At 66.1% G+C, this 24,599-nt stretch carries 20 protein-coding genes; 15 read left to right on the forward strand and 5 right to left on the reverse strand.

All coding sequences use genetic code 11. The features are described from left to right. Positions 1-149: 149 nt before the first annotated feature. Entirely contained in the window at positions 150-2,675 is a 2,526-nt protein-coding gene (locus ACIP9X_RS19860) for a DNA topoisomerase (ATP-hydrolyzing) subunit A (RefSeq protein ID WP_400481480.1), read from the reverse strand. 56 nt (positions 2,676-2,731) lie between these two features. Between ACIP9X_RS19860 and ACIP9X_RS19865 the strand changes: the two genes are divergently transcribed. The 4 genes from ACIP9X_RS19865 to ACIP9X_RS19880 are packed head-to-tail and all read left to right on the forward strand — an operon-like array spanning position 2,732 to position 8,285. Next, a complete protein-coding gene (locus ACIP9X_RS19865; protein WP_400481481.1) occupies positions 2,732-5,422 on the forward strand; it encodes a GNAT family N-acetyltransferase in 2,691 nt (896 codons plus the stop codon). 44 nt (positions 5,423-5,466) lie between these two features. Then, on the forward strand, positions 5,467-6,210 hold the full coding sequence (locus ACIP9X_RS19870) for a DUF5998 family protein (protein WP_400481482.1): 744 nt from the start codon (positions 5,467-5,469) through the stop codon (positions 6,208-6,210). Between the two features lies 1 nt (position 6,211). Next, positions 6,212-7,492 (forward strand): alkaline phosphatase family protein, encoded by a 1,281-nt coding sequence (locus tag ACIP9X_RS19875; RefSeq protein ID WP_400481483.1) that lies wholly within the window; start codon positions 6,212-6,214, stop codon positions 7,490-7,492. Beyond that, positions 7,485-8,285, forward strand: coding sequence for a thymidine kinase (locus ACIP9X_RS19880; RefSeq protein ID WP_400481484.1), 801 nt, complete (start codon positions 7,485-7,487; stop codon positions 8,283-8,285). Before ACIP9X_RS19875 ends, ACIP9X_RS19880 begins: the two co-directional genes overlap by 8 nt. A 101-nt stretch (positions 8,286-8,386) precedes the next feature. Here the strand turns inward: ACIP9X_RS19880 and sepH are convergent, their stop codons facing one another. Further along, positions 8,387-9,862 (reverse strand): septation protein SepH, encoded by a 1,476-nt coding sequence (gene sepH, locus ACIP9X_RS19885; protein ID WP_400481485.1) that lies wholly within the window; start codon positions 9,860-9,862, stop codon positions 8,387-8,389. 276 nt (positions 9,863-10,138) lie between these two features. Between sepH and ACIP9X_RS19890 the strand changes: the two genes are divergently transcribed. After that, positions 10,139-10,438: a DUF4193 domain-containing protein gene (locus ACIP9X_RS19890; protein WP_400481486.1), complete on the forward strand. Its 300-nt coding sequence runs from the start codon at positions 10,139-10,141 to the stop codon at positions 10,436-10,438. Between the two features lie 102 nt (positions 10,439-10,540). On the opposite strand, the gene ACIP9X_RS19895 is transcribed toward ACIP9X_RS19890, so the two are convergent. Next, a complete protein-coding gene (locus tag ACIP9X_RS19895; protein ID WP_400481487.1) occupies positions 10,541-11,029 on the reverse strand; it encodes a DUF3093 domain-containing protein in 489 nt (162 codons plus the stop codon). Between the two features lie 97 nt (positions 11,030-11,126). Here ACIP9X_RS19895 and dut point away from each other — a divergent pair, with 97 nt between their 5' ends. The 4 genes from dut to ACIP9X_RS19915 all read left to right on the forward strand — a co-directional run bounded on the left by dut (position 11,127) and on the right by ACIP9X_RS19915 (position 13,550). Then, entirely contained in the window at positions 11,127-11,627 is a 501-nt protein-coding gene (dut, locus tag ACIP9X_RS19900) for a dUTP diphosphatase (RefSeq protein ID WP_400481488.1), read from the forward strand. Positions 11,628-11,741: 114 nt separating this feature from the next. Further along, positions 11,742-12,473, forward strand: coding sequence for a DUF3710 domain-containing protein (locus ACIP9X_RS19905; protein WP_400481489.1), 732 nt, complete (start codon positions 11,742-11,744; stop codon positions 12,471-12,473). After that, the gene (locus tag ACIP9X_RS19910; RefSeq protein WP_400481490.1) at positions 12,466-12,783 is read left to right on the forward strand and encodes a hypothetical protein; all 318 of its coding nucleotides are present in this window, start codon (positions 12,466-12,468) and stop codon (positions 12,781-12,783) included. Before ACIP9X_RS19905 ends, ACIP9X_RS19910 begins: the two co-directional genes overlap by 8 nt. Next, positions 12,780-13,550, forward strand: coding sequence for a DUF3159 domain-containing protein (locus ACIP9X_RS19915; RefSeq protein WP_400481491.1), 771 nt, complete (start codon positions 12,780-12,782; stop codon positions 13,548-13,550). Before ACIP9X_RS19910 ends, ACIP9X_RS19915 begins: the two co-directional genes overlap by 4 nt. Here ACIP9X_RS19915 and ACIP9X_RS19920 read toward each other — a convergent pair. Next, a complete protein-coding gene (locus ACIP9X_RS19920; RefSeq protein ID WP_400481492.1) occupies positions 13,517-14,353 on the reverse strand; it encodes a potassium channel family protein in 837 nt (278 codons plus the stop codon). The two genes, ACIP9X_RS19915 and ACIP9X_RS19920, sit on opposite strands and share 34 nt — an antisense overlap. Then, positions 14,354-15,025, reverse strand: coding sequence for a potassium channel family protein (locus ACIP9X_RS19925; RefSeq protein ID WP_400481493.1), 672 nt, complete (start codon positions 15,023-15,025; stop codon positions 14,354-14,356). 93 nt (positions 15,026-15,118) lie between these two features. Here ACIP9X_RS19925 and ACIP9X_RS19930 point away from each other — a divergent pair, with 93 nt between their 5' ends. The 6 genes from ACIP9X_RS19930 to ACIP9X_RS19955 all read left to right on the forward strand — a co-directional run bounded on the left by ACIP9X_RS19930 (position 15,119) and on the right by ACIP9X_RS19955 (position 24,579). Continuing rightward, on the forward strand, positions 15,119-17,095 hold the full coding sequence (locus tag ACIP9X_RS19930) for an APC family permease (RefSeq protein WP_400481494.1): 1,977 nt from the start codon (positions 15,119-15,121) through the stop codon (positions 17,093-17,095). Further along, a complete protein-coding gene (locus ACIP9X_RS19935) occupies positions 17,092-18,465 on the forward strand; it encodes a class I SAM-dependent RNA methyltransferase (protein WP_400481495.1) in 1,374 nt (457 codons plus the stop codon). The genes ACIP9X_RS19930 and ACIP9X_RS19935 overlap by 4 nt, the downstream gene beginning before the upstream one ends. A 152-nt stretch (positions 18,466-18,617) precedes the next feature. Beyond that, positions 18,618-21,443 (forward strand): aconitate hydratase, encoded by a 2,826-nt coding sequence (locus ACIP9X_RS19940; RefSeq protein ID WP_400481496.1) that lies wholly within the window; start codon positions 18,618-18,620, stop codon positions 21,441-21,443. A 154-nt stretch (positions 21,444-21,597) separates the two neighbouring features. Then, entirely contained in the window at positions 21,598-23,571 is a 1,974-nt protein-coding gene (dxs, locus tag ACIP9X_RS19945) for a 1-deoxy-D-xylulose-5-phosphate synthase (protein WP_400481554.1), read from the forward strand. 130 nt (positions 23,572-23,701) lie between these two features. After that, positions 23,702-24,262, forward strand: coding sequence for a hypothetical protein (locus ACIP9X_RS19950; protein WP_400481497.1), 561 nt, complete (start codon positions 23,702-23,704; stop codon positions 24,260-24,262). A gap of 167 nt (positions 24,263-24,429) precedes the next feature. Then, the gene (locus tag ACIP9X_RS19955) at positions 24,430-24,579 is read left to right on the forward strand and encodes a helix-hairpin-helix domain-containing protein (protein ID WP_400481498.1); all 150 of its coding nucleotides are present in this window, start codon (positions 24,430-24,432) and stop codon (positions 24,577-24,579) included. Positions 24,580-24,599 lie beyond the last annotated feature (20 nt).

Below are 24,599 nucleotides of genomic sequence, written 5' to 3' on the forward strand. Positions count from 1 at the left end.
CAACGCGCTACGACAAACTCGCACTCACTTACCGCGGCGGAGCCGTCCTCCGGGCCGTCAGCATTTGGCTGACAGCTTTAGGAGACACGCCCTAGGCCCCGGCCGTCCGGGGCCAACCGCCTCCGGCCCTGCAGGCCAGGCGCGGCGGTCTAGGACTCTGCAGCCCCAGCCCACGCCATGCTGGGTCCGATCGCCTCCACGGCCTGCGAGAGAGGAATGCCCGAACCGTCGCGGCGCCCGTGTTCCTGGGGGAGCGAACGTGCCACACCCGCCAGGGACGACGCCTTCGCGGGCCCATGGCCGGCCCACGCCTGCAGCAGGATGTCCTCGCCCTTCAGGAAGCGGTGTGCCCGGACTCCGGCGGTGGCCCGGCCCTTCGCCGGGTACTCGGAAAACGCGGTCACCTTCGCGGCTCCCGGCGCGGTGCCCGGCAGCGCGCCGTCGGTCCCTGAGATGGTGACGACGACGGCGGCCTCATCGCCGGGGGCAACGGCGCCGAAGAAGATCACCTGGTCGCCCGGTGCAAGCTTGATGCCTGCCATGCCGCCAGCCGTCCGGCCCTGCGGGCGGACATTGGCCGCGCTGAAGCGCAGCAGCTGGGCCTGGCGGGTCAGGAAGGCGAGCTCGGTGTCGTCGCTCCCGGCCGGTGCGACGCCCACCACGCTGTCCTTGTCCTTAAGCGCGATGACCTCCCAGTCCTCACGGTTGAGCGGGTAGTCGGGCTGCACGCGCTTCACAACGCCCTGGGCGGTACCGATCGCGAGCACTTCATCCAGAGGCGCGAACGCCACCAGCGACTCGCCCTTCAGCAGCGTTATGAAGTCCTTTGCAGGGACACCGCCGGCCAGGTTGGGCAGGCCGGACATCGGAGGGAGGACCGGCATGTCCATCACCTGGATGCGCAGCATCCGCCCCTGCGACGTGACGGCCGCAATCTCGCCCCGGGCCGAGGTCTTCACGACGGAGCGGAACACATCGTGCTTGGAGCGCGGCCCTGATTCGGCGAGGCTGTCCTGATTGGACGTCCTGGCGATCTGCCCGGACGCAGTGAGGATGGCCCAGCAGGGATCGTCCGCGATTTCCAGGGCGAGCGGCGCAGCCTTGCCCTTAACGCCGGCTTTGCCCTGAAGGCCAACTGCTGCCGCTGAGACAGTGGGGGAGACAGCCTCGGACTCCAGGAGCACAGTTCGCCGGGGAGTGCCGTATTTCTCCGCGATCTCCGCCAGTTCCCCGGAGACCAGATCACGCAGCATTTCGTCGGACGCGAGGATCGCTTCGAGCTCGGCGATCTCGCGGCGCAGCTCGTCCTGCTCCTTCTCCAGCTCGATCCGGGAATACTTCGTGAGCTGGCGCAGGCGCAGTTCCAGGATGTAGTTGGCCTGGATCTCCGATAGGTCGTAGATGGACATCAGCCGTTCACGCGCTGCTGACGCCTCATCCGAGGACCGGATGATCTGGATGACTTCATCGATGTCCACGATGGCAATCAGGAGGCCCTCCACCAGGTGCAGGCGGTCCTTCTTCTTCCCGAGCCGGAACGCCGTGCGACGCCGCACCACGGTCAGGCGGTGGTCCACGTAGACAGTGAGCAGCTGCAGCAGGCCCAGGGTCTGCGGCTGCCCGTCCACGAGCGTGACGTTGTTGATGCCGAAGGAGTCTTCCATGGGCGAGTAGCGGTAGAGCTGCTGGAGCACCGCATTGGGGTTGAAGCCGTTCTTCAGCTCAATGACCAGGCGCAGGCCGTGCTTGCGGTCGGTCAGGTCAACGATGTCGCTGATACCCGCCAGCTTCTTGCTGTTGACGGCGTCCTTGATCTTTTCGATCACCTTTTCCGGGCCCACCATGTACGGCAGTTCGGTGACAACGAGGCCCGTGCGGCGGGCTGACAGCTGCTCCACCTCCACCTTGGCGCGGGTCTTGAAGGAGCCGCGGCCGGTGGCGTACGCGTCCCGGATGCCGTCCAGGCCGACGATGCGGCCCCCGGTGGGAAGGTCGGGGCCGGGCACGAACTGCATGATGTCATCCAGCGTGGCATCCGGGTTGGCGATCAGGTGCCGGGCCGCGGAGATGACTTCCACCAGGTTGTGCGGGGCCATGTTGGTGGCCATGCCCACCGCAATGCCCGTGGCGCCGTTGACCAGCAGGTTGGGAAACGCTGCCGGGAGGACGTCAGGCTGGGTGAGCTGGTTGTCGTAGTTCGGAACGAAATCAACAACGTCTTCGTCGAGGTGGTCGGTCAGGGTGAGGGCGGCCGCCGCTAGGCGGGCCTCCGTGTAACGCGGGGCCGCAGGGCCGTCGTCGAGAGATCCAAAGTTGCCGTGTCCGTCGATCAACGGAAGCCGCAGCGAAAAGTCCTGGGCCATGCGGACCATGGCGTCGTAAATGGCGGTGTCACCGTGCGGGTGGAGCTTTCCCATGACCTCGCCCACCACGCGGGCGCTCTTGACGTGGCCGCGGTCCGGCCGCAGGCCCATGTCGCTCATCATGTACAGGATGCGCCGCTGCACGGGCTTGAGCCCGTCCCTGGCGTCGGGAAGCGCCCGGGAGTAGATGACGGAATAGGCGTACTCCAGGAAGGAGCCTTCCATTTCGGAAGTGACGTCGATGTCTACGATGTTTTCGGTGTAGTCCTGGACAATTTCCCCTGCGGGGGTGGAACTCTGGCGGCGGGCCATGGGGCTGGTAGATCCTTTTTGGGGTGCACTTCGGAAGTCTTAGCTAGGCTAAGCCTATGGTGGAACATCCCGCAGACGGCGAATATCCGGAATATTGGGAAGCCGATGTCGTGCTGCGGGACGGCGGAACTGCCCACCTGCGGCCCATCCATCCTACCGATGCGGACGCCGTACAGGCCTTCCACACCGGACAGTCGCAGAACTCGATTTACATGCGGTTCTTCTCTTTCAAGGCCCGCCTTTCAACCAAGGAGCTCAAGCGGTTCACCGAGGTGGACTACCGAAACCGGGTTGCCTTCGTGATCACCATCGGCGGGGAAATCATTGGCATCGGCCGCTACGACAGGCTGGATGACCCTTCGGAAGCCGAGGTGGCCTTCAACATCGCCGACAGGCACCAGGGCCGGGGCATCGGCTCCATCCTGCTGGAACACCTGGCCGCTGCTGCCCGTGAAAACGGCATCCGCCGCTTCACCGCCGAAGTCCTGCCGGAGAACCGGAAAATGCTGACGGTCTTTTCCGAGGCGGGTTACGACGTCAAAAGGCATTTCGACGACGGCGTGGTCAGCCTGGAGTTCAACATCGACCCCACGGACAAATCCCGTGCGGTGATGGAAGCCCGGGAACACCGTGCAGAGGCGAGGAGCGTGCGGGACCTGCTCGCGCCGTCGTCGGTTGCGGTGATCGGTGCGAGCCGCAGGTGGGGCACGGTGGGATACCAGCTCCTTGAGCACATTATCGGAGGCGGGTTCCCTGGCCCGGTCTATGCCATCAACCCTGAGGCGTTTGAACTGGCCGGGATGCTGTCCTTCGGCAAACTCTCGGAAGTTCCCGGGCCTGTGCAGCTGGCCATCATCGCCGTGCCCTACGAGGAAGTCCCCAAGGTGGTCGACGAATGCGCGGCTGCCGGAGTGAAGGGAATCCTCGTGGCGTCGGCCGGGTTCGCCGAAGACGGGGAGCGCGGCCTGGTGCGCCAGCGGGCGCTGGTCCGCCAGGCGCGGGCGAACGGGATGAGGGTGATCGGACCGGCTTCGCTGGGCATTGTGAACACGCATCCGGCGGTGTGCCTTAACGCGTCCATGGCGCCCAGCCTCGCCATCCGCGGGGGGCTGGGCCTGTTCAGCCAGTCAGCGGCGATCGGGGTGGCCCTGTACGCGGCCTCCAGCCGCCGCCGCGTCGGCATCTCCACCTTCCTGTCCGCGGGCAACCGCGCGGACGTCTCCGGCAACGACATGATGCAGTTCTGGGAGGACGACGCCGACACCTCCGCCGTGGGGCTGTACCTGGAGTCGATCGGCAACCCTCGCAAATTCTCCCGGCTGGCCCGCCGTCTCGCCCTCACCAAGCCCGTCATCGTCGCCAAATCGAGCTCCATGGGCCTGCAGCTGCCGCCGGGGCACGCGGTGCGCACCACCCAGGCCCCGCCGGGCGCACTCGACGCAATGATGCGCCAGGCCGGAGTGATCCGCGTGGAAACAATCGAGCAGCTCATGGATGTTGCACAGATCGTCTCCTCGCAGCCGCTGCCCAAGGGCGCCGACGTCGCCGTGTTCAGCAACTCAGGGGCGCTCGGAAAAGTCGTGGCGGACAGCGCGGCATCCCACGGGCTCGGTATCCAGGACCTCGTGGCCGACCTCGACCTGGATACCGGCATGTCCCGCGCGCTGCCGGAACTGCAGCGCCGGCTGCGCGCTTCCCTGGCCCGGGACGAGGTGCATGCGGCCGTGGTGGCTTTCCTGCCGGCCCGGGGGCTGACCGTGGAGAAGATCGCCGACGCGCTCGCGGACTGTTCTGCGGAGGCCGGAAAACCGGTGGTCGCGGCCTTTACCGGCATCCTTGACCCTTCCATTTACGTTGAGGGCATGGTGGGGGACGGCACCCCCGCCCCGCCCGTTCCCTGCTACTCAAATCCGGGGGCCGCCGTCGCCGCCCTGTCGGCGGTGGTGCGCTACGCCGAATGGGCGGACCGCGACCAGGGGCTGTTCGCAGAACCGGAAGGCTGTAACAGTGAGGCCGCGCACGCCGATCTTGAGGGGCTGCTTCACGACGTCCGCGGGGAGCAGCTGAAGGAACTGGCCCCGGCTGACGCTGCCCGCCTGCTGGGGCACTACGGAATCAGGGTGCTGCCCTCTGAGGGCTTCGTTACGGCCGACGAAGCGGTGGCCGCCGCGGACGGGCTGGGCTGGCCGGTGGCGCTCAAGACAACCGACCCCACGCTGCGGCACAGGCTCGATCTGGGCGGAGTGCGGCTCGACATCCAGGATCCGGAGTCCCTCAGGCTTAACATCGCGCAAATGCGGCGTGCGCTGGAAGGCTACGGCTCGTCATCCCTGGAAGTGCAGGCCATGGCTCCCGTGGGGCAGGCCTGCACATTCCGGGCCATCGAGGACCCGCTGCTCGGACCCGTGGTCTCCTTCGGACTGGCCGGTGACGCCGTGAACCTGCTGGATGACTGGGCCCACCGGGTGCCGCCGCTGTCCGGGGCCGATCTTCGTGACTTCATCCGCAGTCCCCGCGCCTCCCGCAGGCTCTTCGGCTACCAGGGACTTCCCGCCGTCGACGTCGCGGCGCTGGAAGACCTGGCTGCCCGCCTGACCCTGCTCAAGGACGCGCATCCGGAGATTTCCGTGGTCGAGTTCAACCCCGTCCTCGCCACGCCGCAGGGCGTGTTCATCCTCGCGGCGGACGTGCGGATCGGCAACGCGGCTCAGCGGACTGACAGCGCCCGCCGGGCCCTGCGCAACTGAACACCCGGTTAGCATGTGCCAAGCCGATCTGTGAAAATGGGGAAATGAGCTCCCAGCCTCCCACCTCGAAGCCTCAGGCCCCTGACCACAGCCCCCAGGCTTCCATCCACCACAGCTCACACAACCACACCGCCCAGGGCCAGAGCCTGGACGGGGCCCTGCAGCAGGCCGGTTTCTACCCGCGCCTCGTGGCCGACGTCGTGGATGACGCGCTCGACGGCCGGGACTGCCTTGCCCACCTCGTGCACCTTGAGACGCACTTCGACCGTGCTGAAGTCCGGCGCCACATCACCGTCCTGGTGCTCACCGAGGACATGCTTGTGATCACGCACGTGGATGACCAGCAGCTCGACGAGGCCGGTGAGCAGATCGTGGCGCAGATTTCCACGGAGTCCGTCCCCGTCGCCCAGATCCGGTCCGTGGTGCTGAGCTACATGTACTCCCAGCCGCAGAACTACAAGCCCTCTGACCCGGTCCGGGAAGTCACCCTGTCCATCGCGTGGTCGGGCGGCCAGCGGCTCGAGATGGGCCCGGCCAGCTGCGGTGACCCGCAGTGCGAGGCAGACCACGGCTACAGCGGCACCATCGCCCAGGAGGACATCGTCCTGCGCATCTCCGCCGAAGCGGACGGGCTGCAGGCCGTGCAGGACGCCAAGCTTTTTGCCCGCGCGCTCCGCGCAGTAAACACCGGTTCCCCGGCTCCCGTCCCGCACGGGGGCCGCTCGTCCCAACCGCGTCCCCGGATGGGCGTTTTTTCCAACCGCCTCAGCCGCGGACACCAGCGCTGAGATGGGGCCGGACCACGACCTTTCCGCTCCCGTCATACCCTCAACGCCTTCGGCGTCATCCGCGCTTCCCCCTGCGCCAGCGTATGGGCGGCGGTCGGTTGCCGAGGTGCTTGGCAGCGCCGCCGCGAGCATCGGCGTGGACGGCTTCGAGAACCGGCTCGGGCTGCCGGCCGCCAAGCGGATCTGTGTTGTCCTCGCAGATGGCCTGGGCCGCGGCCTGCTGAAGCAGAAATCCGCGCACACCCCGTTCCTCCGGGGTGTTCTGCAGCAGGGCCAGGGCGAGGTCCCGGTGTGGCTCGATTCCGCATTTCCCTCCACGACGGCGGCCTCGCTCGCCAGCCTCGGCACCGGCCTTGCTCCCGGACAGCACGGCCTGGTCGGGTATGACGTCCTTGATCCGTCCCAGGACAAGGTGGTCAACATGCTGGGCAACTGGGATGCCGGCGTGGACCCTCAGGACTGGCAGCCGTACCCCACCATTTTTGAGCGGGCCGCGGAACACGTCGACGTCACCACTGTCAGCCTGCCCCAATTCGGTGACTCGCCCATGACCCGCGCAGCCCTCCGTGGCGGCACGTTCGTTTCAGCGATTACGTCACATGCCCGCACAGCCGCCGCTGCCGAGGCGATGGCCGGCACGGACGCGTCCCTCATGTACTTCTATGTGAACGACCTCGACAAGGCCGGCCACCGCCACGGATGCCAGTCGCCCGAGTGGGAGCACCAGCTGGAAGAACTGGACGCCACCGTCAAGCGCCTTGATTCTTCCCTGCCCGCAGGGACCACAGTGCTTCTGACCGCCGACCACGGCATGCTTGACGTGCCCGAGCCGCAGCGGATCGACTACTCCGCCGACCCGGCACTGGTGGCCGGCGTCCGGCACACGGCGGGGGAGCCGCGCATGCTGCACCTGTACCTGGAGGACAACTCTTCCCGCAGCGGCGCCGGCGCCGGCCGGCAGCGCCTGCTGGACGCGTGGCGTGGCAGGTTCGGCGAGCGGATCTGGGCCTTCACCCGGGAAGAAGCCATAGCCGCCGGTCTCTTCGGTCCGGTCCGGCCCGGCGTCGAACAGCGCATCGGCGACGTCATGATCGCGGCCCGTGATGCCTTGGCCTTCTACGACATCGGCCGCGTGCGTCCCACCGCCATGGAGGTGGTGGGCCAGCACGGTTCCCTGACCAAGGCGGAGCGGGAAGTTCCGCTGCTCTGCTTCCAGGCCTCCGGCAGGACGTCAGGCCCGGCCTCCGCCAAGACCGCCCGCCGCAGGGGAGCCCGTGGCTGAGCTCGTCTTCTTTTCGGGAACCATGGACTGCGGCAAGTCCACCCTCGCCCTCCAGATGGACCACAACCACCGTGCCCGCGGCCGCGGCGGAGTCCGCTTCAGCCGCAACGACCGTGCCGGAGGATCGCGCATCTCAAGCCGGCTCGGCCTGGAGACGGACGCCGTGGAAGTCCTGGACACTACTGATTTTTGGGAAGAAGTGGTGCTGCGCCGCACCAACGGCGTGCGCGTGGACTACCTCATCTGCGACGAAGCCCAATTCTATTCGGCTGCCCAGGTGGAACAGCTCGCCCGGGTAGTGGACGAGATCGACATCGACGTCTTTGCCTTTGGCATCACATCCGATTTCCGCACCCGCCTTTTCCCCGGTTCCCAGCGCCTCATCGAGCTTGCCGACCGGGTGCAGGTGCTGCAGGTGGAGGCGCTGTGCTGGTGCGGGCGCCGGGCCACGCACAACGCCAGGACGGTCGACGGCGTCATGGTCACCGAGGGAGCCCAGGTGGTGGTCGGTGACGTCGCGGCCGCCGGAGAGACAACTGCAGGCGCAGCGCCTGCTGGAGCAGCCCCGCTTGCCGGAGAAGCGCTGCCTGCCGGAGCATCGGGCAACGTTGGGACGGACGACGCCGGGACGGCACCTGCCGTGGGCTACGAGACGCTGTGCCGGCGGCACTTCATGCGCCGCGTGACCGCCCACGGGGCCAACATCATGGCCCAGAAGGACCAGCTGTTGCCGTTTGAGGTCGATGCCTGCCTGTGGCGCGGGGCCGGCAGTGTTGCGGGCAGCTCAGCGTAGCGGCAAATCAACCGCCGACGGCCAGCCCGGTCTAGGCGCCCTAAACCGGACTAGCTGCGTGACCCTATTAGCCGCGCAATCTGATTAGCCGCCGGGCCTTGCTAGTCGCCCCTGGTCCCGAAGACAATTTCGTCCCAGCTGGGGACGCTTGAGCGTTTCGGCCGTGCCGGCTGGCGCTCTGGTTCTTCCCTGTCCTGGTTCTGGCGCGGAGATGCTCCATGATCCGTTGCTGGCCGGCCTGCATCAAGCCGGCGGCGGGGGACTCCCCGGCCGAGTAGCTCATCAAGTCCTGGATTACCCGCAGCGGACGCGCTGGCTGGACGTTCGACCGGACGGTCCGTCGGCCGCTCCGCAGGTTTGTCCTGGGCGGCAGGATTTTCCGTATCCGCATTTCCGGCAGGGCCCGCACTTCCGGCAGGGCCCGCACTTCCGACAGGGCCCGCACTTCCGACAGGGCGCAGCGGTGACGGGACGATGGTAATTTCGCGGGTGTCGGTGCTGACGCCCTCGTGAAGCTGGAGGGAATCATCCTCCCGGTCGCCGGAGAAGGTCTGGTGCTGGGGTGCCAGGCTCAGGCGGGACATCATGGAGGGCCGGGCATCGCGGCGCCGTGTGGCAGGTCCGTGCGTTGTTGCAGCGCCGTGCTCAGCCGTAGAGTCCGTAGCCCCGCCAGCAGTGTCATCATCCGCAGGTTCGTCTTCGTCCGAAGCCGGGGCGGCAGAGACTTCCTCCGGTCGGGGGTGGGCTGCGGGCACGCCGTTAGCCAGCAGGAGCGCCAGGGCGTCGTCGCTGTCTTCGTCCAGACCCAGCCGCTGACCCCTTCGGGAGCGCAGCATGTCCAGCAGGCCATCCGCGTCCTTCTGCTGATCGGCGCTGTTCCGGGCTGCCGTCTCGGCGTCGGTTTCAAAGTCGAATGGCCGGTCGGAAACCGCTGACAGGCGGCGGGCGGGCACGGGACCGTCCAGGGGCTCCAGCTCACTGAGCTGCTGCGCCCAACGGTTGGCGTTCTGCAGAGATTTGCGGGACGGGTTGAACGTCCACATGGCAGGGGGCTCTTCGCCGATGGTTACGGGACTGCCCGCCTGCGTCTCGAACCTTGCCACCACAGTCCAGGTGCCGTCGGGGCGGCGCCAGGAATCCCATTCCAGGGTGGACGAAGAGATTCCATGCGCCGTGAGGCGGTGCCCCACCATGTCACCGAGGGTGGCCGGGTTATCGCCGAAGGCCGACCGGTAGATGTCGTGGCCGGGGGCCGGTGAGGCAACCTCCACCTTGCGGGCCTGCTGGGCGATGTATTCGCGCTCGGCCAGGACCGGGCCTTCATACCGCTCGACCTTTTCCAGCGGCAGCCCGGAGGCCTCGGCTACCTCGGCAGCGGTCGCCCCGCTGCGGATTCTGGCCTGGATATCGCGCGGGGACAAGGCCGTCACTGGGGCGGCCTGCCTCCGCACGGAGGGCCGGCTTGCCGCCAGCCGTAACGCTTCATTGATCGGCAGCTGGAACATCTCGCCGCCGGCGCCGCTCAACAGGAGATGCTCCCCGTCGTCGTGGACGCCTACAAGCCGTAGATCCTGCATACAATCCTCCACCCTGGCTTTACTATCATTCGAAACTCTGCCACCGCAGCCCGTCTTTTCCGGTTAGGACGGCGGGCGCGCCGCGAAATTCCGGGACTTTGCGGCCGCGGGCAGGACTTCCACGTGCAGGAGGCCGCCGGCCGCCCTCATGGCCGGGCTATGGCTTTTCCCCGGCTCTTAGGGAAAAATGGCCCCGAACCGGGCACAAACCGGGCGCTTTCGGCGTTGTGCACGTTGCATCATCCATGTGAGTCGACGGAGTGTGAGCAGCAGGCCATGGCCACAGACTATGACGCGCCGAGGAAGTCGGAAGAGGATCTCAACGAGGACTCGATTGAAGAGCTGAAGACCCGGCGCGCCGAAAAACCGACCGCGGTGGTGGAAGAGGACGAAGCCGACCTCGCGGAGGGATACGAGCTGCCCGGAGCCGACCTCTCCGGAGAGGAACTGCTGGTCCGCGTCATGCCGGCCCAGGCCGATGAGTTCACCTGTTCCTCGTGCTTCCTGGTCAGGCACCGCTCCCAGATTGCCCGCGAAAAAGACGGCCTCCTGTATTGCCGGGACTGCGAAGGCTGAAAAATTACCGGAGGGACCGGCTTTCCGGGAGGACTGCTGGGCGCAGAGTCATTGGGCAGACGGCGATTATTTGGCGAACAGCGATTGAGTGGCAGGCAGTGGTTACTTGGGGGAAAGCGCGGCCACGAGTTCTTCCGGGCGTCGGGTGGATGTCAGCCAGTACGGCGTGGGATCAGAGGGGTCGTTGATGTCAATCCGCACCACCGGATCGATCCAGCCGCGGATGCAAAGGTACGCCAGGCCGTTCAGGCGCGTGCCCCGCTCAGCCGTGGCTTCCTCCTTGCGGAACGCCTCCGCCTGACCGACCAGCCTGCGTTCGATGACTGCCCGACCCACCTGCAGCGTCCGGGACGTGACGGTGACGGCGGGCGTCGAGAGAATGAGCAGGGTGGCCTGGATGGCGAACAGGACCGCGGCAGCCGTGAACCCGGCGGCCGGGCTAATGGGTGCAAAAACAAGGATGCCTGCCCCAGCCAGCCCAGCCGCAACCAGCCAGATCCAGGCACTGGGCCACAGCTTCTCAGTAAAGAGGACGGTGTCGTCCTGTGGCGGCTGGTGGTGGGCAGGCACTGCTGCGCTCGATTCGGGCATGCACCCAGCTTTCCATCTTTGCCGGGGCATTTCATCCCGGCCGGGTTTCGCCTGCCCAATAGGAGTAGCGGCACCCCGGGCGATAGAGTGAGGGACTGTGACTGACGAACAAACAGCCATTAAGCCCACGCTGCAGCACACTGTGCAGATCCAGCTGAAGATGCTCGACGACGGCCTGGAGGCCCCTTCCTACGCCCACCCCGGCGACGCCGGTGCCGATCTGCGCGCACGAGAGGACGTCGTGCTGGAACCGGGGGAGCGGCGCCTCGTGCCCACCGGTGTATCCATCGCTCTTCCGGACGGCTTCGTGGCGCTGATCCACCCGCGGTCCGGCCTTGCCACAAAGCACGGTCTCACCGTGGTCAACGCCCCGGGAACAGTCGATGCAGGATACCGCGGCGAGATCGCCGTGACGCTCCTGAACACCGACCGGGACAAGGCGATAGAACTCCGCCGCGGCGATAGAATTGCACAGATGGTCATTCAGCGCGTGGAGTACGCGCAGTTCGTCGCCGTGGGGGAACTGAGCGACTCCGTCCGCGGCACCGGGGGCTTCGGCTCCACGGGCGGCTTTGCCCTGCCAGACGTACAGGTATAAAAGCGCACAGCATAAGAGCGCACAGGGTAAAAGCGCCGAGGGTCAACGCCCCCGGTAAACAGCGCGGCTGTCCCCAAATGCATAGGGGACAGATCACAACTAAGGAGACAACCCATGGTTTTTGGGCGGCGCAGGAAAGCCAAGATGGAAGAGGCTGCACACCTGGAAGAAGTGCAGGATTACGACGCAGCCGATGAGGCAGGCGGCGTTCCCGAAGCATCCGGCCGCAGCGTCACGGGCCCCTTCGATGTCTCCGAGGTCAGCAGCAAGGACGGCTACGTCGACCTGGGCGCCCTGCTGATTGCACCCCGCGAAGGGCTGCAACTGCGGCTGGAGGTCGAGGAGGCTACCCAGCGCGTAGTGGCAGTCACCATGGACCTGGACGGGTCGAGCCTGCAGCTGCAGGCGTTCGCGGCTCCCCGCTCCGAGGGCCTGTGGGATGAAATCCGCGAACAGATCGGCCAGTCGGTCGGCAGCCAGGGCGGGCAGGTCGAGGAGATCCCGGGCGAGTTCGGCACCGAGCTTGTGGCCAAGCTACCCTCCGGCATCAACGACGGGACCCAGGGATACCGCGTGGCGCGCTTCATCGGCGTCGACGGTCCGCGCTGGTTCCTCCGCGGTGTGTTCGGAGGCGAGGCTGCCCTGAACCGGGAAGCCGCGGCCGGCCTCGAGGAACTGTTCCGCAAGATCGTCGTTATCCGGGGCGACAACCCCATGCCGCCAAGGGACCTGCTGCAGCTGCGCCTGCCCAAGGACGCGGCAGGACCTGCACCGCAGGGCGCACCTGAGGGCGCGCCGGAATTCGAACAGCCTGAGCGCGGCCCGGAGATCACCCAGATTGGTTGACGCCCGACCCTCTCCGCAGGACGGACCGGTGCCCATCAGCGGCCTGCCGGAACGGGGGCGCGTGCTGTGCCAGGGCTTCATCGAGTCGGTGACCTACGTCCCTGCCAGCCAGGTGGCGTCTTTCACCGCCACAGTGTCAGACCATGAAGGTCGCGGCCGGCTGCGCGTCATCTGGCTGGGGCGCAGGCGCGTTCCCGGTATCGACGCCGGCACTGAAGTCCGCCTGCAAGGCATGCTGACCGTGCGTGAGGGCGTCCCCACCATGTTCAACCCCCGCTACGAAATACTGTCCCGCCAGGAGAACCAATGACACTGCCCGACAACCCCGAGCAGGAGAGGGATAGGCCCGAGCAGGAGAATCATAGGCCGACGCCGCCGGAGGCTCCGGGCTTCGCGGACCTGGCTGAGGGCTACGCCTCCAAGGCAGGGCTGCACCGCACAGACGACGGCCGTATCGACGTCCTCAAGAGCGCCGGCGGCTACCAGGGTATCGCGGAGAGCATCCTCCCCGGCCTGGTGTTCCTTGTCTCCTTCACCGTCACAGCTGCCCTGACGCCGTCGCTGATTGCCGCACTGGCAACGGCCGCGGTGTTTACCGTGGTGCGCCTCGCCCAGCGCCGCCCGCTGACCCAGGCCCTGGCCGGAGTGGTCGGCGTCGGGATTTCCGCCTGGCTTGCCAACAGCACCGGCAAGGCGGAGAACTTTTACCTTCCCGGCTTCCTGACCAATGCGGCCTACATCGTGGCGATGGTCACTTCCATCGCCGTCCGGTGGCCCATCGCCGGACTGCTGTTCGGCTTCATCCGCAATGAGGGTCTGGACTGGCGGCAGCACCCGGCCCGGGTGCGCGCCTACCAGCTGGGCACATGGATCATCGTGGGTGTGCTGGCCCTCCGGCTAGTGGTGCAGGTGCCGTTGTACCTCATGGGCCCTGACGGACTCGCCGCCCTGGCCACCACGCGGCTCATCATGGGCGCGCCGCTGTACATACTGGGCGTGTGGCTGGCATGGCTGGTAACCCGGCCGGCACCCGTGCCGGGAACTCAGCCGGCGAAGCCGTCGTCGTCCACCGACTGATCCAGCCTCGTCTGCGGGACCGGAGCCGGGACGTCCTCTGAAGTCCCGCTGGAAGCTGCCTCGTGCGACGGCAACCCGGCCTCATCGGAGGACGCGGTTCCGCCGAAAGCCTCCTCGCCGTGTAACGATCCGGGGCCCTGTGACGATCCGGGGGAGAGCAGCTCACGCAGCTGGTCCTCCGCGGCAATCGTTGTCACGAAGAAGAGCTCGTCGCCGCCGTCAATGACGTCGTCGCGGCTCGGCGTGATCGGTGCCTGGTCGCGGAGGATCGCCACGAGCGTCGAGTCCTCCGGCCAGTCGATGCTTCCAACGGTGAGGCCAATGGCGTGGGAGTCGTGCGGCACCGTGAATTCCACGAGGGATGACACACCGGTCTGCAGCGTGAGCAGCCGGACGAGGTCGCCGATCTCCACCGCTTCCTCCACCAGCGCCGTCATGAGCTGCGGAGTGTTGACCGCGACGTCGACGCCCCAGGAGTCGTTGAACATCCAGTCATTCTTGGGGTTGTTCACGCGCCCCACCGTGCGTCCCACACCGAATTCGGTCTTGGCCAGCAGGGAAACGACCAGGTTGACCTTGTCGTCGCCGGTCGCCGAGACCACCACGTCCGCGTCTTCAAGCTTCGCGTCCTGCAGCGTGCTCAGTTCACACGCGTCGCCCACCAGCCAGTGCGCGCCGCGCAGGCCGCTGCGGCCGATGACTTCGGGTTTGAGGTCGATGAGCAGGATCTCATGCTTGTGGGCCAGCAGCTCCCGGGCGATCGAGGAACCCACGCTTCCGGCTCCGACGATGACGACTTTCACTTACAACTCCTTGGCGGGTGCTTTGGCGAGAATCTGCGACACTTCCGCGCTGCGGTCCAGGCGCATCATGGCGTGCACGGTGTCGCCGTCCTGATACGAGGTGCCGGAGGTTGGAAGCATCCCTTCGCCGAAGCGGGTCAGGTACGCGATGCGGACATCGGCGGCCTTTTCAATCGAGGCGACAGGGTGGCCGATCCACGCGGGGTCGATGTCGAGTTCGGCGAGGACCAACCGGCCCGAAGGCTCGCGGAAGTCCCCGGCCATGTGCTGTTCGGGGAGGATGCGGCGCAGGACCTGATCGGCGCTCCACCGCACGGCGGCCACCGTGGGAATGCCCAGCCGCTGGTAGATCTCGGCCCGGCCCGGATCGTAGATCCTGGCGACCACGTGCTGGACGTGGAAGGTCTCGCGCGCTACGCGGGTGGCCAGGATGTTGGAGTTGTCACCGCTGGACACCGCGGCGAAAGCGTAGGCCTCGGCCACTCCCGCCTGCTTCAGAGTGTCGCGGTCAAAACCGACGCCGGTGACTTTGCGCCCCGTGAAGCCGGAACGCAGCCGGCGGAAAGCGCGGTCGTCCTGGTCGATGATGGCCACTGAATGGCCTGCGTCCTCGAGCGTGTGCGCGAGGGTGGCCCCGACGCGTCCACAACCCATGATCACGAAGTGCGCCACCCGTGTCTCCTCCAGTTTCCTCTGCTGCCCGGTACGACTCTACCGCCGGATCACCGCCATGACATCGCGCGTGAATCAGACTAACTTTGTGTGGTGCTGACAATTCTGAATGCCGTGAAGCGGGTGCTCGTGGGGAGGCCCTTCCGGAGCGACCGGATGGCCCACACGCTGCTGCCGAAGAGAATTGCGCTTCCCGTCTATGCTTCGGACGCATTGTCATCCGTGGCCTACGCCCCCGATGAGATCCTCCTGACGCTGGCGCTGGCCGGCGTGAGCGCGGTGGCGTTTTCCCCCCTTGTGGGACTCGCAGTCATGGTGGTGCTGCTGACGGTCGTGGCCTCCTACCGCCAGAACGTCCACGCCTACCCCTCCGGCGGCGGCGACTACGAGATCGCAAACGTGAACCTGGGAAGGCACGCCGGACTGACTGTGGCATCGGCGCTGCTCGTCGACTATGTTCTGACCGTTGCCGTCTCGATGTCCTCTGCGGCGACCTACCTGACTACAGCCATACCCTCCCTCCACGGCCAGCAGGCGATGCTGGCCACGGTCGGTGTGATCATCCTGGCCCTCGTGAACCTGCGCGGCGTCAAGGAGGCCGGAAGTCTATTCGCGGTGCCCACGTACATCTTTATGGCATCGATCCTGGGCATGACCGCCGTCGGTATTTTCCAGGGGCTGGCAGGCCAACTTGGCCAGGCGCCGTCGGCCGCCTTCACTATCGTGCCGGCTCCCGGCTTCGACGAGGGGCTGGTGGGCCTGGCCGGCGCATTCCTGCTGCTGCGGGCGTTCTCCTCCGGGGCCGCGGCGCTGACCGGCGTGGAGGCCATCAGCAACGGCGTGCCCAATTTCCAGAAGCCGAAGAGCAAAAACGCCGCGACGACGCTGCTGCTCCTCGGGATCATCGGGTCGTCCATGCTGGCTGGCGTCATCTACCTGGCCAATGCAACCAAAGTGCACATCGTGATGGATCCGGCCACGGAATTCCTGCTGAACGGGCAGCCACCGCCGACGGGGTACATTCAGACCCCCGCCATCAGCCAGATCGCGCAGACCGTTTTCGGGCCCGGGTCCATCTTCTTTTACATTGTGGTCGCCGCGACGGGCGTGATCCTGGTGTTTGCCGCCAACACGGCCTTCAACGGTTTCCCCGTGCTGGGATCCATCCTCGCCCAGGATGGCTACCTGCCCCGCCAGCTCCGCACCCGCGGCGACCGCCTGGCGTTCAGCAACGGCGTGCTCGCCCTGGCCGCCGGTGCGCTGGTGCTCATTCTGTCGTTTAACGCTGATGTGACCAAGCTCATCCAGCTGTACATCGTAGGGGTCTTCATTTCCTTTACGGCCAGCCAGCTGGGCATGGTCAGGCACTGGGGCCGTGAGCTGAAACTGGCCCGGGACAAGGCCGTGCGCCTCCGGATGATCAAGTCCAGGACCATCAACATGATCGGCTTCGGGATGACAGCGCTCGTCCTCGTCATCGTGCTCGTCACCAAGTTCGAGCAGGGTGCCTGGATCGCCCTGCTGGCAATGGTCGTGCTGTTCCTCATCATGTGGAGCATCCGGGCGCACTACGACAACGTGGCCAGGGAACTTGCCGTCGACGAGGATTCCTCACCGCGCGCCCTGCCCACCCGTGTCCACGCCGTGCTGCTGGTGTCCCACGTCCGCAAGCCCGTGCTCCGAGCCCTGGCCTACGCCCGCGCCTCCAGGCCCTCCCGGCTGGACGCCATCACCGTGGACATCAACGAGGAGGAAACAGCCCACACCCTCGCCGACTGGGAAAAGCTGGACATCCCTGTGCCCCTCACGGTCCTTGCCAGCCCCTACCGCGAAACCGTGACTCCCATCATGGAGTACATCAAGAACATGCGCAGGGACTCACCCCGCGACCTCATCGTTGTCTACATACCCGAATATGTGGTGGGCAAGTGGTGGGAACAGCTCGTCCATAACCAGACGGCGCTGCGCATCAAGACCAGGCTCCACTTCGAACCAGGCGTCATGGTGGCCAGCGTTCCCTGGCAGCTCAAATCATCCGAAGAAGCAAAGAAACTGCAGGACATCCAATGAACCCCGAACCTCAGACCTCCTCCGCCGGCGAAGAACTGGTGGTGGACGTCGGCCCCGTGGCCCACGGCGGGCACTGCGTGGCACGGCACGAGGGCCGCGTGGTTTTCGTCCGGCACGGCATTCCCGGCGAAAAGGTGCGGGTGCGCCTGACCGATGCGGGGGAGACGGCCAAGTTCTGGCGCGCCGATGTGGTGGAGGTCCTGGAAGCTTCGCCTGACCGTGTGCCGCATTTCTGGCGGGTTGCCGATTCGCTGGCTGCGTGGCAACGGGGGCGGCCGCCGGTCGGCGGCGCCGAGCTGGGGCACATCGCACTGGCGCGGCAGCGGAGCCTCAAGTCCGAGGTGCTGGCCGAACAGCTCAAGCGGCTCGCCGGCGTCGGGCTTTCCCCCGCAGTGGAGGCAGTGGACGGCGCCGGCAACGGCGCGGGCAACGGAGCAGCGTCCGACGGCGGCGACGGCCTCGCGTGGCGCACCAGGGCCAGCTTTGCTGTCACCGCCGGCGGCAAGCTGGGCATGCATGCCCACCGTTCGGACCATATTGTGCCGGTCCGGGAAATGCCGCTCGCCGTGGCGGCCATCAACGATCTTCACCTGTGGGACGTCGACCTGCAGGGCATCGAGAGGGTGGAGGTCGCCGCACCCGCCAACGGTTCCCGCCCGCTCGTGCTGCTCGCGCCTGCCCCGGGCACCAGTGTCAAACGTCTCAATTCCGTCCTCGCCCAGCTTCCGGCGGACGTCTCCGTGGCGAGCTACGATCCCCTGAAGGATGAGACGCTGCAGCTGCGCGGCAGGACCTGGGTGCAGGAAACCGCCGTCGGCCATGAGTACCGCGTTACCGGCGCCGGGTTCTGGCAGATCCACCGCGCTGCCCCGGAAACACTCGTCGGCGCTGTCGCAGAGTTCCTGCACGACGGCGGCTTCCTCGAGCCGGGCGCTGCCGTGGCGGACCTGTACGCCGGCGCCGGACTGTTCACCGCCCCGCTGGCGGACGCCGTCGGCGTCACAGGATCAGTGCTTTCGGTGGAAGGTGCGCCCGGCACCAGCCGGGACGCGCGGAAAAACCTGCACGGTGCCCCGCAGGTGGAAATTGTGCAGGGCCGCGTGGAGCGGATCCTGCGCCAGCGGCCCCGAAGCTTCGATGCACTCGTGCTGGATCCCCCGCGGGCCGGTGCCGGCAAGGCAGTGGTGAACCAGCTGATGGCTTCCAGCCCGCGCGCCATCGCGTACGTCTCCTGTGATCCGGCGTCCTTTGCCCGCGACATCGGGTACTTCCAGCAGGGCGGCTGGGAACTCGTGCGGCTCAGGGCCTTCGACCTGTACCCGCACACGCACCACCTGGAGACGGTGGCTCTGCTGACGCCCCGCAGCTGATGCCACTACTATGGGGCTCGTAGTCCCACGTCGCGCTCCGGCCTCACGGCTGGCCCCTGCAATTTGACGAGTCGAGCACTAATTAGGCTCCCCTAACTAGCAAGCGGTCAACCGCGCGACAAAGATGAAACTGTTGCGAGAGGAGTCCTGCGATGAGCACTGTGGACAGCTTCGGTTCAAAAGGCAAACTTAATGTAGCCGGAACCGAATACGAAATTTTCCGGTTGAACTCCGTTGAAGGGTCAGAATCCCTTCCGTTCAGCCTCAAGGTATTGCTTGAAAACCTGTTGAGGACCGAGGACGGCGCGAACATCACTGCCGATCATGTCCGCGCCCTGGCAGGGTGGGATCCGAATGCCCAGCCCGACACTGAAATCCAGTTCACGCCCGCACGCGTGATCATGCAGGACTTCACGGGTGTGCCCTGTGTTGTTGACCTCGCCACCATGCGCGAGGCTGTCAAGGAGCTGGGGGGCGATCCGAAGAGGGTGAACCCCCTGGCACCCGCCGAGTTGGTCATCGACCACTCCGTGCAGATCGACGTCTTCGGAAACTCCGGCGCACTGGAGCGCAACATGGAGATCGAATACCAGCGCAATGGTGAGCGCTACCAGTTCCTGCGCTGGGGCCAGACCGCGTTCGACGACTTCAAGGTTGTTCCTCCGGGAACCGGCATCGTGCACCAGGTCAACATCGAGTACCTGGCCCGCACCGTCATGACCCGCGAGGTGGACGGTACGGTTCGCGCCTACCCCGACACCTGCGTCGGCACTGACTCGCACACCACCATGGTCAACGGCATGGGTGTGCTCGGCTGGGGCGTTGGCGGCATCGAAGCCGAGGCAGCCATGCTGGGCCAGCCGGTCTCCATGCTGATCCCGCGCGTCGTGGGCTTCAAGCTCAGCGGCAGCATCCCCGCCGGCGCCACGGCGACCGACGTGGTGCTGACCATCACCGAGATACTGCGCAAGCACGGTGTGGTGGGCAAGTTCGTGGAATTCTACGGCGAAGGCGTTGCCGCCGTGCCGCTGGCAAACCGCGCCACCATCGGCAACATGAGCCCGGAGTTCGGTTCCACGGCTGCTATGTTCCCGATCGACGACGTCACCCTCGACTACCTGCGCCTCACCGGCCGTCCGGACGAGAACGTCGCGCTGGTTGAGGCCTACGCCAAGGAGCAGGGCCTCTGGCACGACCCGTCACGCGAACTGCGCTTCTCGGAGTACCTCGAGCTGGACCTGTCCACGGTTGTTCCGTCCATCGCCGGCCCGAAGCGCCCGCAGGACCGGATCGAGCTCACCGAGGCCAAGGACGAGTTCCGCCACGACCTCAAGAACTACGTCAACCACGATGCCGACGCAGGCACGCTGGATGAGTCGCTGGAAGAATCCTTCCCGGCTTCTGACCCGCCCTCATTCACCACGGGCGGCACGAACGTGACGGACACGGACCGCGTTCCGCCGAAGTACTCCGCAGCACACGGTGCCGAGGGCCGGACCTCCAGCCCCGTCCCGGTGAAGATGGAAGACGGCCGCGAGTTCGACCTGGACCACGGAGCTGTCACGATCGCCTCGATCACGTCATGCACCAACACGTCCAACCCCTCCGTCATGCTTGCGGCCGCCGTGCTGGCCCGCAACGCTGTTAACAAGGGACTCACCGCGAAGCCGTGGGTAAAGACCTCGGTCGCCCCCGGTTCCAAGGTAGTCACCGACTACTACGAGAAGTCGGGCCTCACCCCGTACCTGGAGAAGCTGGGCTTCTACATCGTGGGCTACGGCTGCGCCACCTGCATCGGCAACTCGGGCCCGCTGGAAGCTGAGATTTCGGAGGCCATCCAGGCCAACGACCTCGCTGTCAGCGCCGTGCTCTCGGGCAACCGCAACTTCGAAGGCCGGATCAACCCGGACGTCAAGATGAACTACCTGGCTTCCCCGCCGCTGGTCATCGCCTACGCCCTGGCCGGTTCCATGGACTTCGACTTCGACACTGACCCGCTGGGCAAGGACGAAGCAGGCAACGACGTCTTCCTGAAGGACATCTGGCCGAACCCGGTCGAGGTGCAGGAAGTCATCGACTCCTCCATCGACAAGGAAATGTTCGCCAAGGGTTACGAAGGCGTCTTCGAAGGTGACGACCGCTGGAAGGCGCTCGACACCCCGGCCGGCGACACCTTCGCCTGGGATGAGAAGTCCACGTACGTCCGGAAGCCCCCGTACTTCGAGGGCATGCAGGCCCAGCCGGAGCCGGTCCAGGACATCACCGGTGCCCGCGTGCTGCTCAAGCTCGGCGACTCCGTCACCACTGACCACATCTCCCCGGCCGGTTCCTTCAAGTCGGACACCCCGGCAGGGCAGTACCTGCTGGCCAACGGCGTGGAGCGGAAGGACTTCAACTCCTACGGCTCGCGCCGTGGCAACCACGAGGTCATGATCCGCGGCACGTTCGCGAACATCCGCATCAAGAACCAGCTCCTGGACGGCGTGGAGGGCGGCTTCACCCGCGACTTCACCCAGGCCGACGGCCCGCAGGCTTACGTCTACGACGCCGCCCAGAACTACCAGGCTGCCGGCACCCCGCTGGTTGTTCTGGCAGGCAAGGAGTACGGCTCTGGCTCGTCCCGTGACTGGGCTGCCAAGGGCACCGCGCTGCTGGGCGTCAAGGCCGTCATCGCCGAGAGCTACGAGCGCATCCACCGCTCCAACCTCATCGGCATGGGTGTCCTGCCGCTGCAGTTCCCGGCGGGCGAATCCGCTGCCACCCTGGGCCTGACGGGCACGGAAACCTTTGCTGTCGAGGGTGTGACCGCCCTGAACGAAGGCACCACGCCCAAGACCCTGAAGGTCACCGCAACCGCAGAGGACGGCTCCACCAAGTCGTTCGACGCTGTGCTCCGCATCGACACCCCGGGTGAAGCGGACTACTACCGCAACGGCGGCATCCTGCAGTACGTTCTGCGCCAGATTTCCGCGAACTAGCGGATTTCTGCCGGGGCTGACCCGGCAACCAGTACGCCAACCAGAACGCTGAAAGGCCCCGGCCGGTCACTGACCGGCCGGGGCCTCATGCGTTGGTGCAGGTTTGAAGGCGTTAGAGTTATAAGGCATGTTTACCACCCTGAAGGAGAGGCCGTTGGGAATCTTGGAGACCATCCGGAATCCGCAGGACCTGAGCAAGTTGTCCCAGGCACAGCTGACGCAACTGGCGGCCGACATCAGGGAATTCCTGATCGGCAACGTCTCCCAGACGGGCGGACACCTCGGTCCGAACCTCGGCGTCGTTGAGCTGACCATGGCGGTGCACCGAATCTTCGATTCCCCCCGCGACAGCATCGTCTTTGATACCGGCCACCAGTCGTACGTGCACAAGCTCCTCACCGGGCGCCAGGATTTCAGCACCCTCCGCCAGCAGGGCGGGCTGTCAGGCTACCCCGACCGCGCCGAGTCCGAGCACGACATCGTCGAAAGCTCGCACGCCTCGTCCTCCCTTTCCTGGGCCGACGGCATCTCCCGTGCCCGCAAGCTGAAAGGTGAAGGCGACCGCTACGTCGTCGCCATTGTCGGAGACGGCGCGCTGACCGGCGGCATGGCGTGGGAAGCCATCAACAACATCGCTGCGGACAAAAAGCGCCGCGTCGTCATTGTCGTCAACGACAACGGGCGCTCCTACGCCCCGACGGTGGGCGGCTTCGCTGACTACCTCGCGTCACTGCGCCCCACCATTGACTCCCTCCGCACCGCGCCCGCGTACGAGGTAGCCCTCGACTGGTGGAAGAAAAAGCTGCAGAGCGGCGGCCCCGTGGGACAGTTCACCTATAAGAGCCTGCACGCCATGAAAAAAGGCATCAAGGACTGGTGGGCTCCGCAGGGCATGTTCGAAGACCTGGGCATGAAGTACATCGGCCCCGTAGACGGACACAACCTCCACGCGATGGAACATGCCTTGTCCACCGCCAAGAACTATGCCGGCCCCGTCATTGTGCACGCCATGACGGAGAAGGGCCACGGTTACGCGCCGGCGCGTGCCCACGAAGCGGACCAGTTCCACGCTGTCGGCATCATCGATCCGGAAACCGGCGAGCCCACCGAGGCCGGCGGAGCCAAGTCCTGGACCTCGGTCTTCGCCGACGAGATCGCGGACATCGCGGATGAGCGCAAAGACATTGTCGGGATCACCGGAGCGATGCTCATCCCTGTGGGGCTGCACAAATTTGCCGCCCGGCACCCGGAACGCGTGTTCGACGTCGGCATCGCCGAGCAGCATGCCCTCACCTCCGCTGCCGGGATGGCTTTCGGCGGGCTGCACCCCGTGGTCGCCGTTTACGCCACCTTCCTTAACCGCGCCTTTGACCAGCTGCTCATGGACGTGGCGCTGCACAAGGCCGGCGTGACCATCGTGCTTGACCGGGCCGGTGTCACGGGCCCCGACGGCGCCAGCCACCACGGCATGTGGGACATGGCGATGGTCCAGATCGTTCCGGGGCTGCACCTCGCGGCGCCTCGTGACGCCACACGGCTGCGTGAAGAACTGCGCGAAGCAGTGGCCATCAAGCATGCTCCCACCGTGGTCCGCTACTCGAAGGGCACAGTCGGGGCAGAAATCGTGGCAGTCGAGCGGCTGAGCGACGGCGTGGACGTGCTCGCCCGGCGTCCCTCCGGCTCCACCGAAAACGACGTCCTCATCGTCAGCGTCGGCGCCATGTCCGAGCTTGCCCTCAACGTCTCAAACAGGCTCGGCGCGCAGGGCATCAGCTCCACCGTCGTGGATCCGCGCTGGGTGCTTCCGGTCCGGAAATCCATCATCGCCCTCGCGGCACGGCACCGCCTGGTGATCTGCATCGAGGACGGCGTGCGCGCCGGAGGGGTGGGATCCCGGATCCGCCAGGAGATGCGCGCTGCAGGTGTGGATACCGCCCTGAACGAAGTCGGCCTGCCGGTGGAGTTCCTCGACCACGGCACACGCAGCCAGGTGATGGAACGCGTGGGCCTCACAGCACAACAGATCACCCACGACGTCGTCGCCCAGGTCCTGGGCACCAAGGTGCCCTTTGCCCGGCCCCTTCCGGGACAGGAGCACCCCACCACGGGCAGCCTGCCCAAACTGTAGAAAGACTTTGCCGTCAGCATCGCGGCAATCTTCATTTCGCCGTAAGGCGGGAGTTCCACTGTTTGGCATCCACTGCCAGGCATCCACTGTTAGGCGGCTCAGACCGCGGGCGATCCACCGAAGGACTGGCATGAGCGGCATTATCCGGGTTTACAAGCGCAACGAAGACGGGACCCTCCACTTCAGGGAGGCCTGGTTCGACGAGGACTACAGCCAGTTCGTCATGAACCACGGGGCAGTGGGCCACCAGAGTAAGACCGAGGAAACGGACGTCGACGACGCCGAGGCCGCCGACCGCCTGATGGATGCGTTCGCTGCGCAGTGCGAGGAGGACGGATACGCGGAGCTTCCGGAGCAGGAACAGTTCTGGGTGGTGGCCCAGTACGCCCTGAAAACCCGGGAAGGCACCAGCCGGGACAGGTACCTGGAGGAGAAAGCCAAGGATGCGCTGATCAGCCACCTGGCCTGGCGCGGCCTCGGCACGGTGGAGCGCTCGGAATTCAGCGACTCCAAGCTCAACATCTTCTGCCTGTGCCCGGACGTCAACAAAGCCGTGAACGCCATTAAGGTCTGCATCCGCGGCGAAGACCTCGACTTCACCAAGCTGAGCATCGGCGCCGCTCCCTACACCGATCCCACAGCACTGAAGCTCAAGCACTCACCGAAGCAGGCTTCTGTTTTTACCCTTTAACCGTTCCTTTACCCCTTCACGATTCACTCTCACGATTCATTCCCTGACGGGTCATCCTGTAACGCCAGTCCTACGTTCCCCAGAGGAAGGCAGACCGAATGCCGCAGAAACCAGCACAACCGGGCCGGACACCGTTGCCGCGTGGCATAGCCTCGCCCACCCGGAGAATGCTGGCTCATGCCGGCGTGGAGACCCTCGAACAGCTCGCGCAGCTGGGACACCGCCAGGTCACGCAGCTTCCGGGCATGAGTCCGAAAACGCTGGCGCAGCTGCAGGATGCCCTCGACGAGCACGGCCTGTCGTTTTCCGGCAGCTGAGCAGGCGTTCATCGCCGCCG

The sequence above is a fragment of the Arthrobacter sp. NPDC093125 genome (assembly GCF_044754225.1).
In the GTDB taxonomy this organism is placed as follows: domain Bacteria; phylum Actinomycetota; class Actinomycetes; order Actinomycetales; family Micrococcaceae; genus Arthrobacter.

Bases quoted from the DNA above. Each gene is read 5' to 3' on its own strand.
- ACIP9X_RS19905 (WP_400481489.1), top strand. From the start codon at position 11,742: ATGGTTTTTGGGCGGCGCAGGAAAGCCAAGATGGAAGAGGCTGCACAC.
- ACIP9X_RS19895 (WP_400481487.1), bottom strand. From the start codon at position 11,029: ATGCCCGAATCGAGCGCAGCAGTGCCTGCCCACCACCAGCCGCCACAG.
- ACIP9X_RS19875 (WP_400481483.1), top strand. From the start codon at position 6,212: ATGGGGCCGGACCACGACCTTTCCGCTCCCGTCATACCCTCAACGCCT.
- sepH (WP_400481485.1), bottom strand. From the start codon at position 9,862: ATGCAGGATCTACGGCTTGTAGGCGTCCACGACGACGGGGAGCATCTC.
- ACIP9X_RS19935 (WP_400481495.1), top strand. From the start codon at position 17,092: ATGAACCCCGAACCTCAGACCTCCTCCGCCGGCGAAGAACTGGTGGTG.
- ACIP9X_RS19940 (WP_400481496.1), top strand. From the start codon at position 18,618: ATGAGCACTGTGGACAGCTTCGGTTCAAAAGGCAAACTTAATGTAGCC.
- ACIP9X_RS19890 (WP_400481486.1), top strand. From the start codon at position 10,139: ATGGCCACAGACTATGACGCGCCGAGGAAGTCGGAAGAGGATCTCAAC.
- ACIP9X_RS19860 (WP_400481480.1), bottom strand. From the start codon at position 2,675: ATGGCCCGCCGCCAGAGTTCCACCCCCGCAGGGGAAATTGTCCAGGAC.
- ACIP9X_RS19870 (WP_400481482.1), top strand. From the start codon at position 5,467: ATGAGCTCCCAGCCTCCCACCTCGAAGCCTCAGGCCCCTGACCACAGC.
- ACIP9X_RS19865 (WP_400481481.1), top strand. From the start codon at position 2,732: ATGGTGGAACATCCCGCAGACGGCGAATATCCGGAATATTGGGAAGCC.
- ACIP9X_RS19915 (WP_400481491.1), top strand. From the start codon at position 12,780: ATGACACTGCCCGACAACCCCGAGCAGGAGAGGGATAGGCCCGAGCAG.
- ACIP9X_RS19955 (WP_400481498.1), top strand. From the start codon at position 24,430: ATGCTGGCTCATGCCGGCGTGGAGACCCTCGAACAGCTCGCGCAGCTG.
- ACIP9X_RS19950 (WP_400481497.1), top strand. From the start codon at position 23,702: ATGAGCGGCATTATCCGGGTTTACAAGCGCAACGAAGACGGGACCCTC.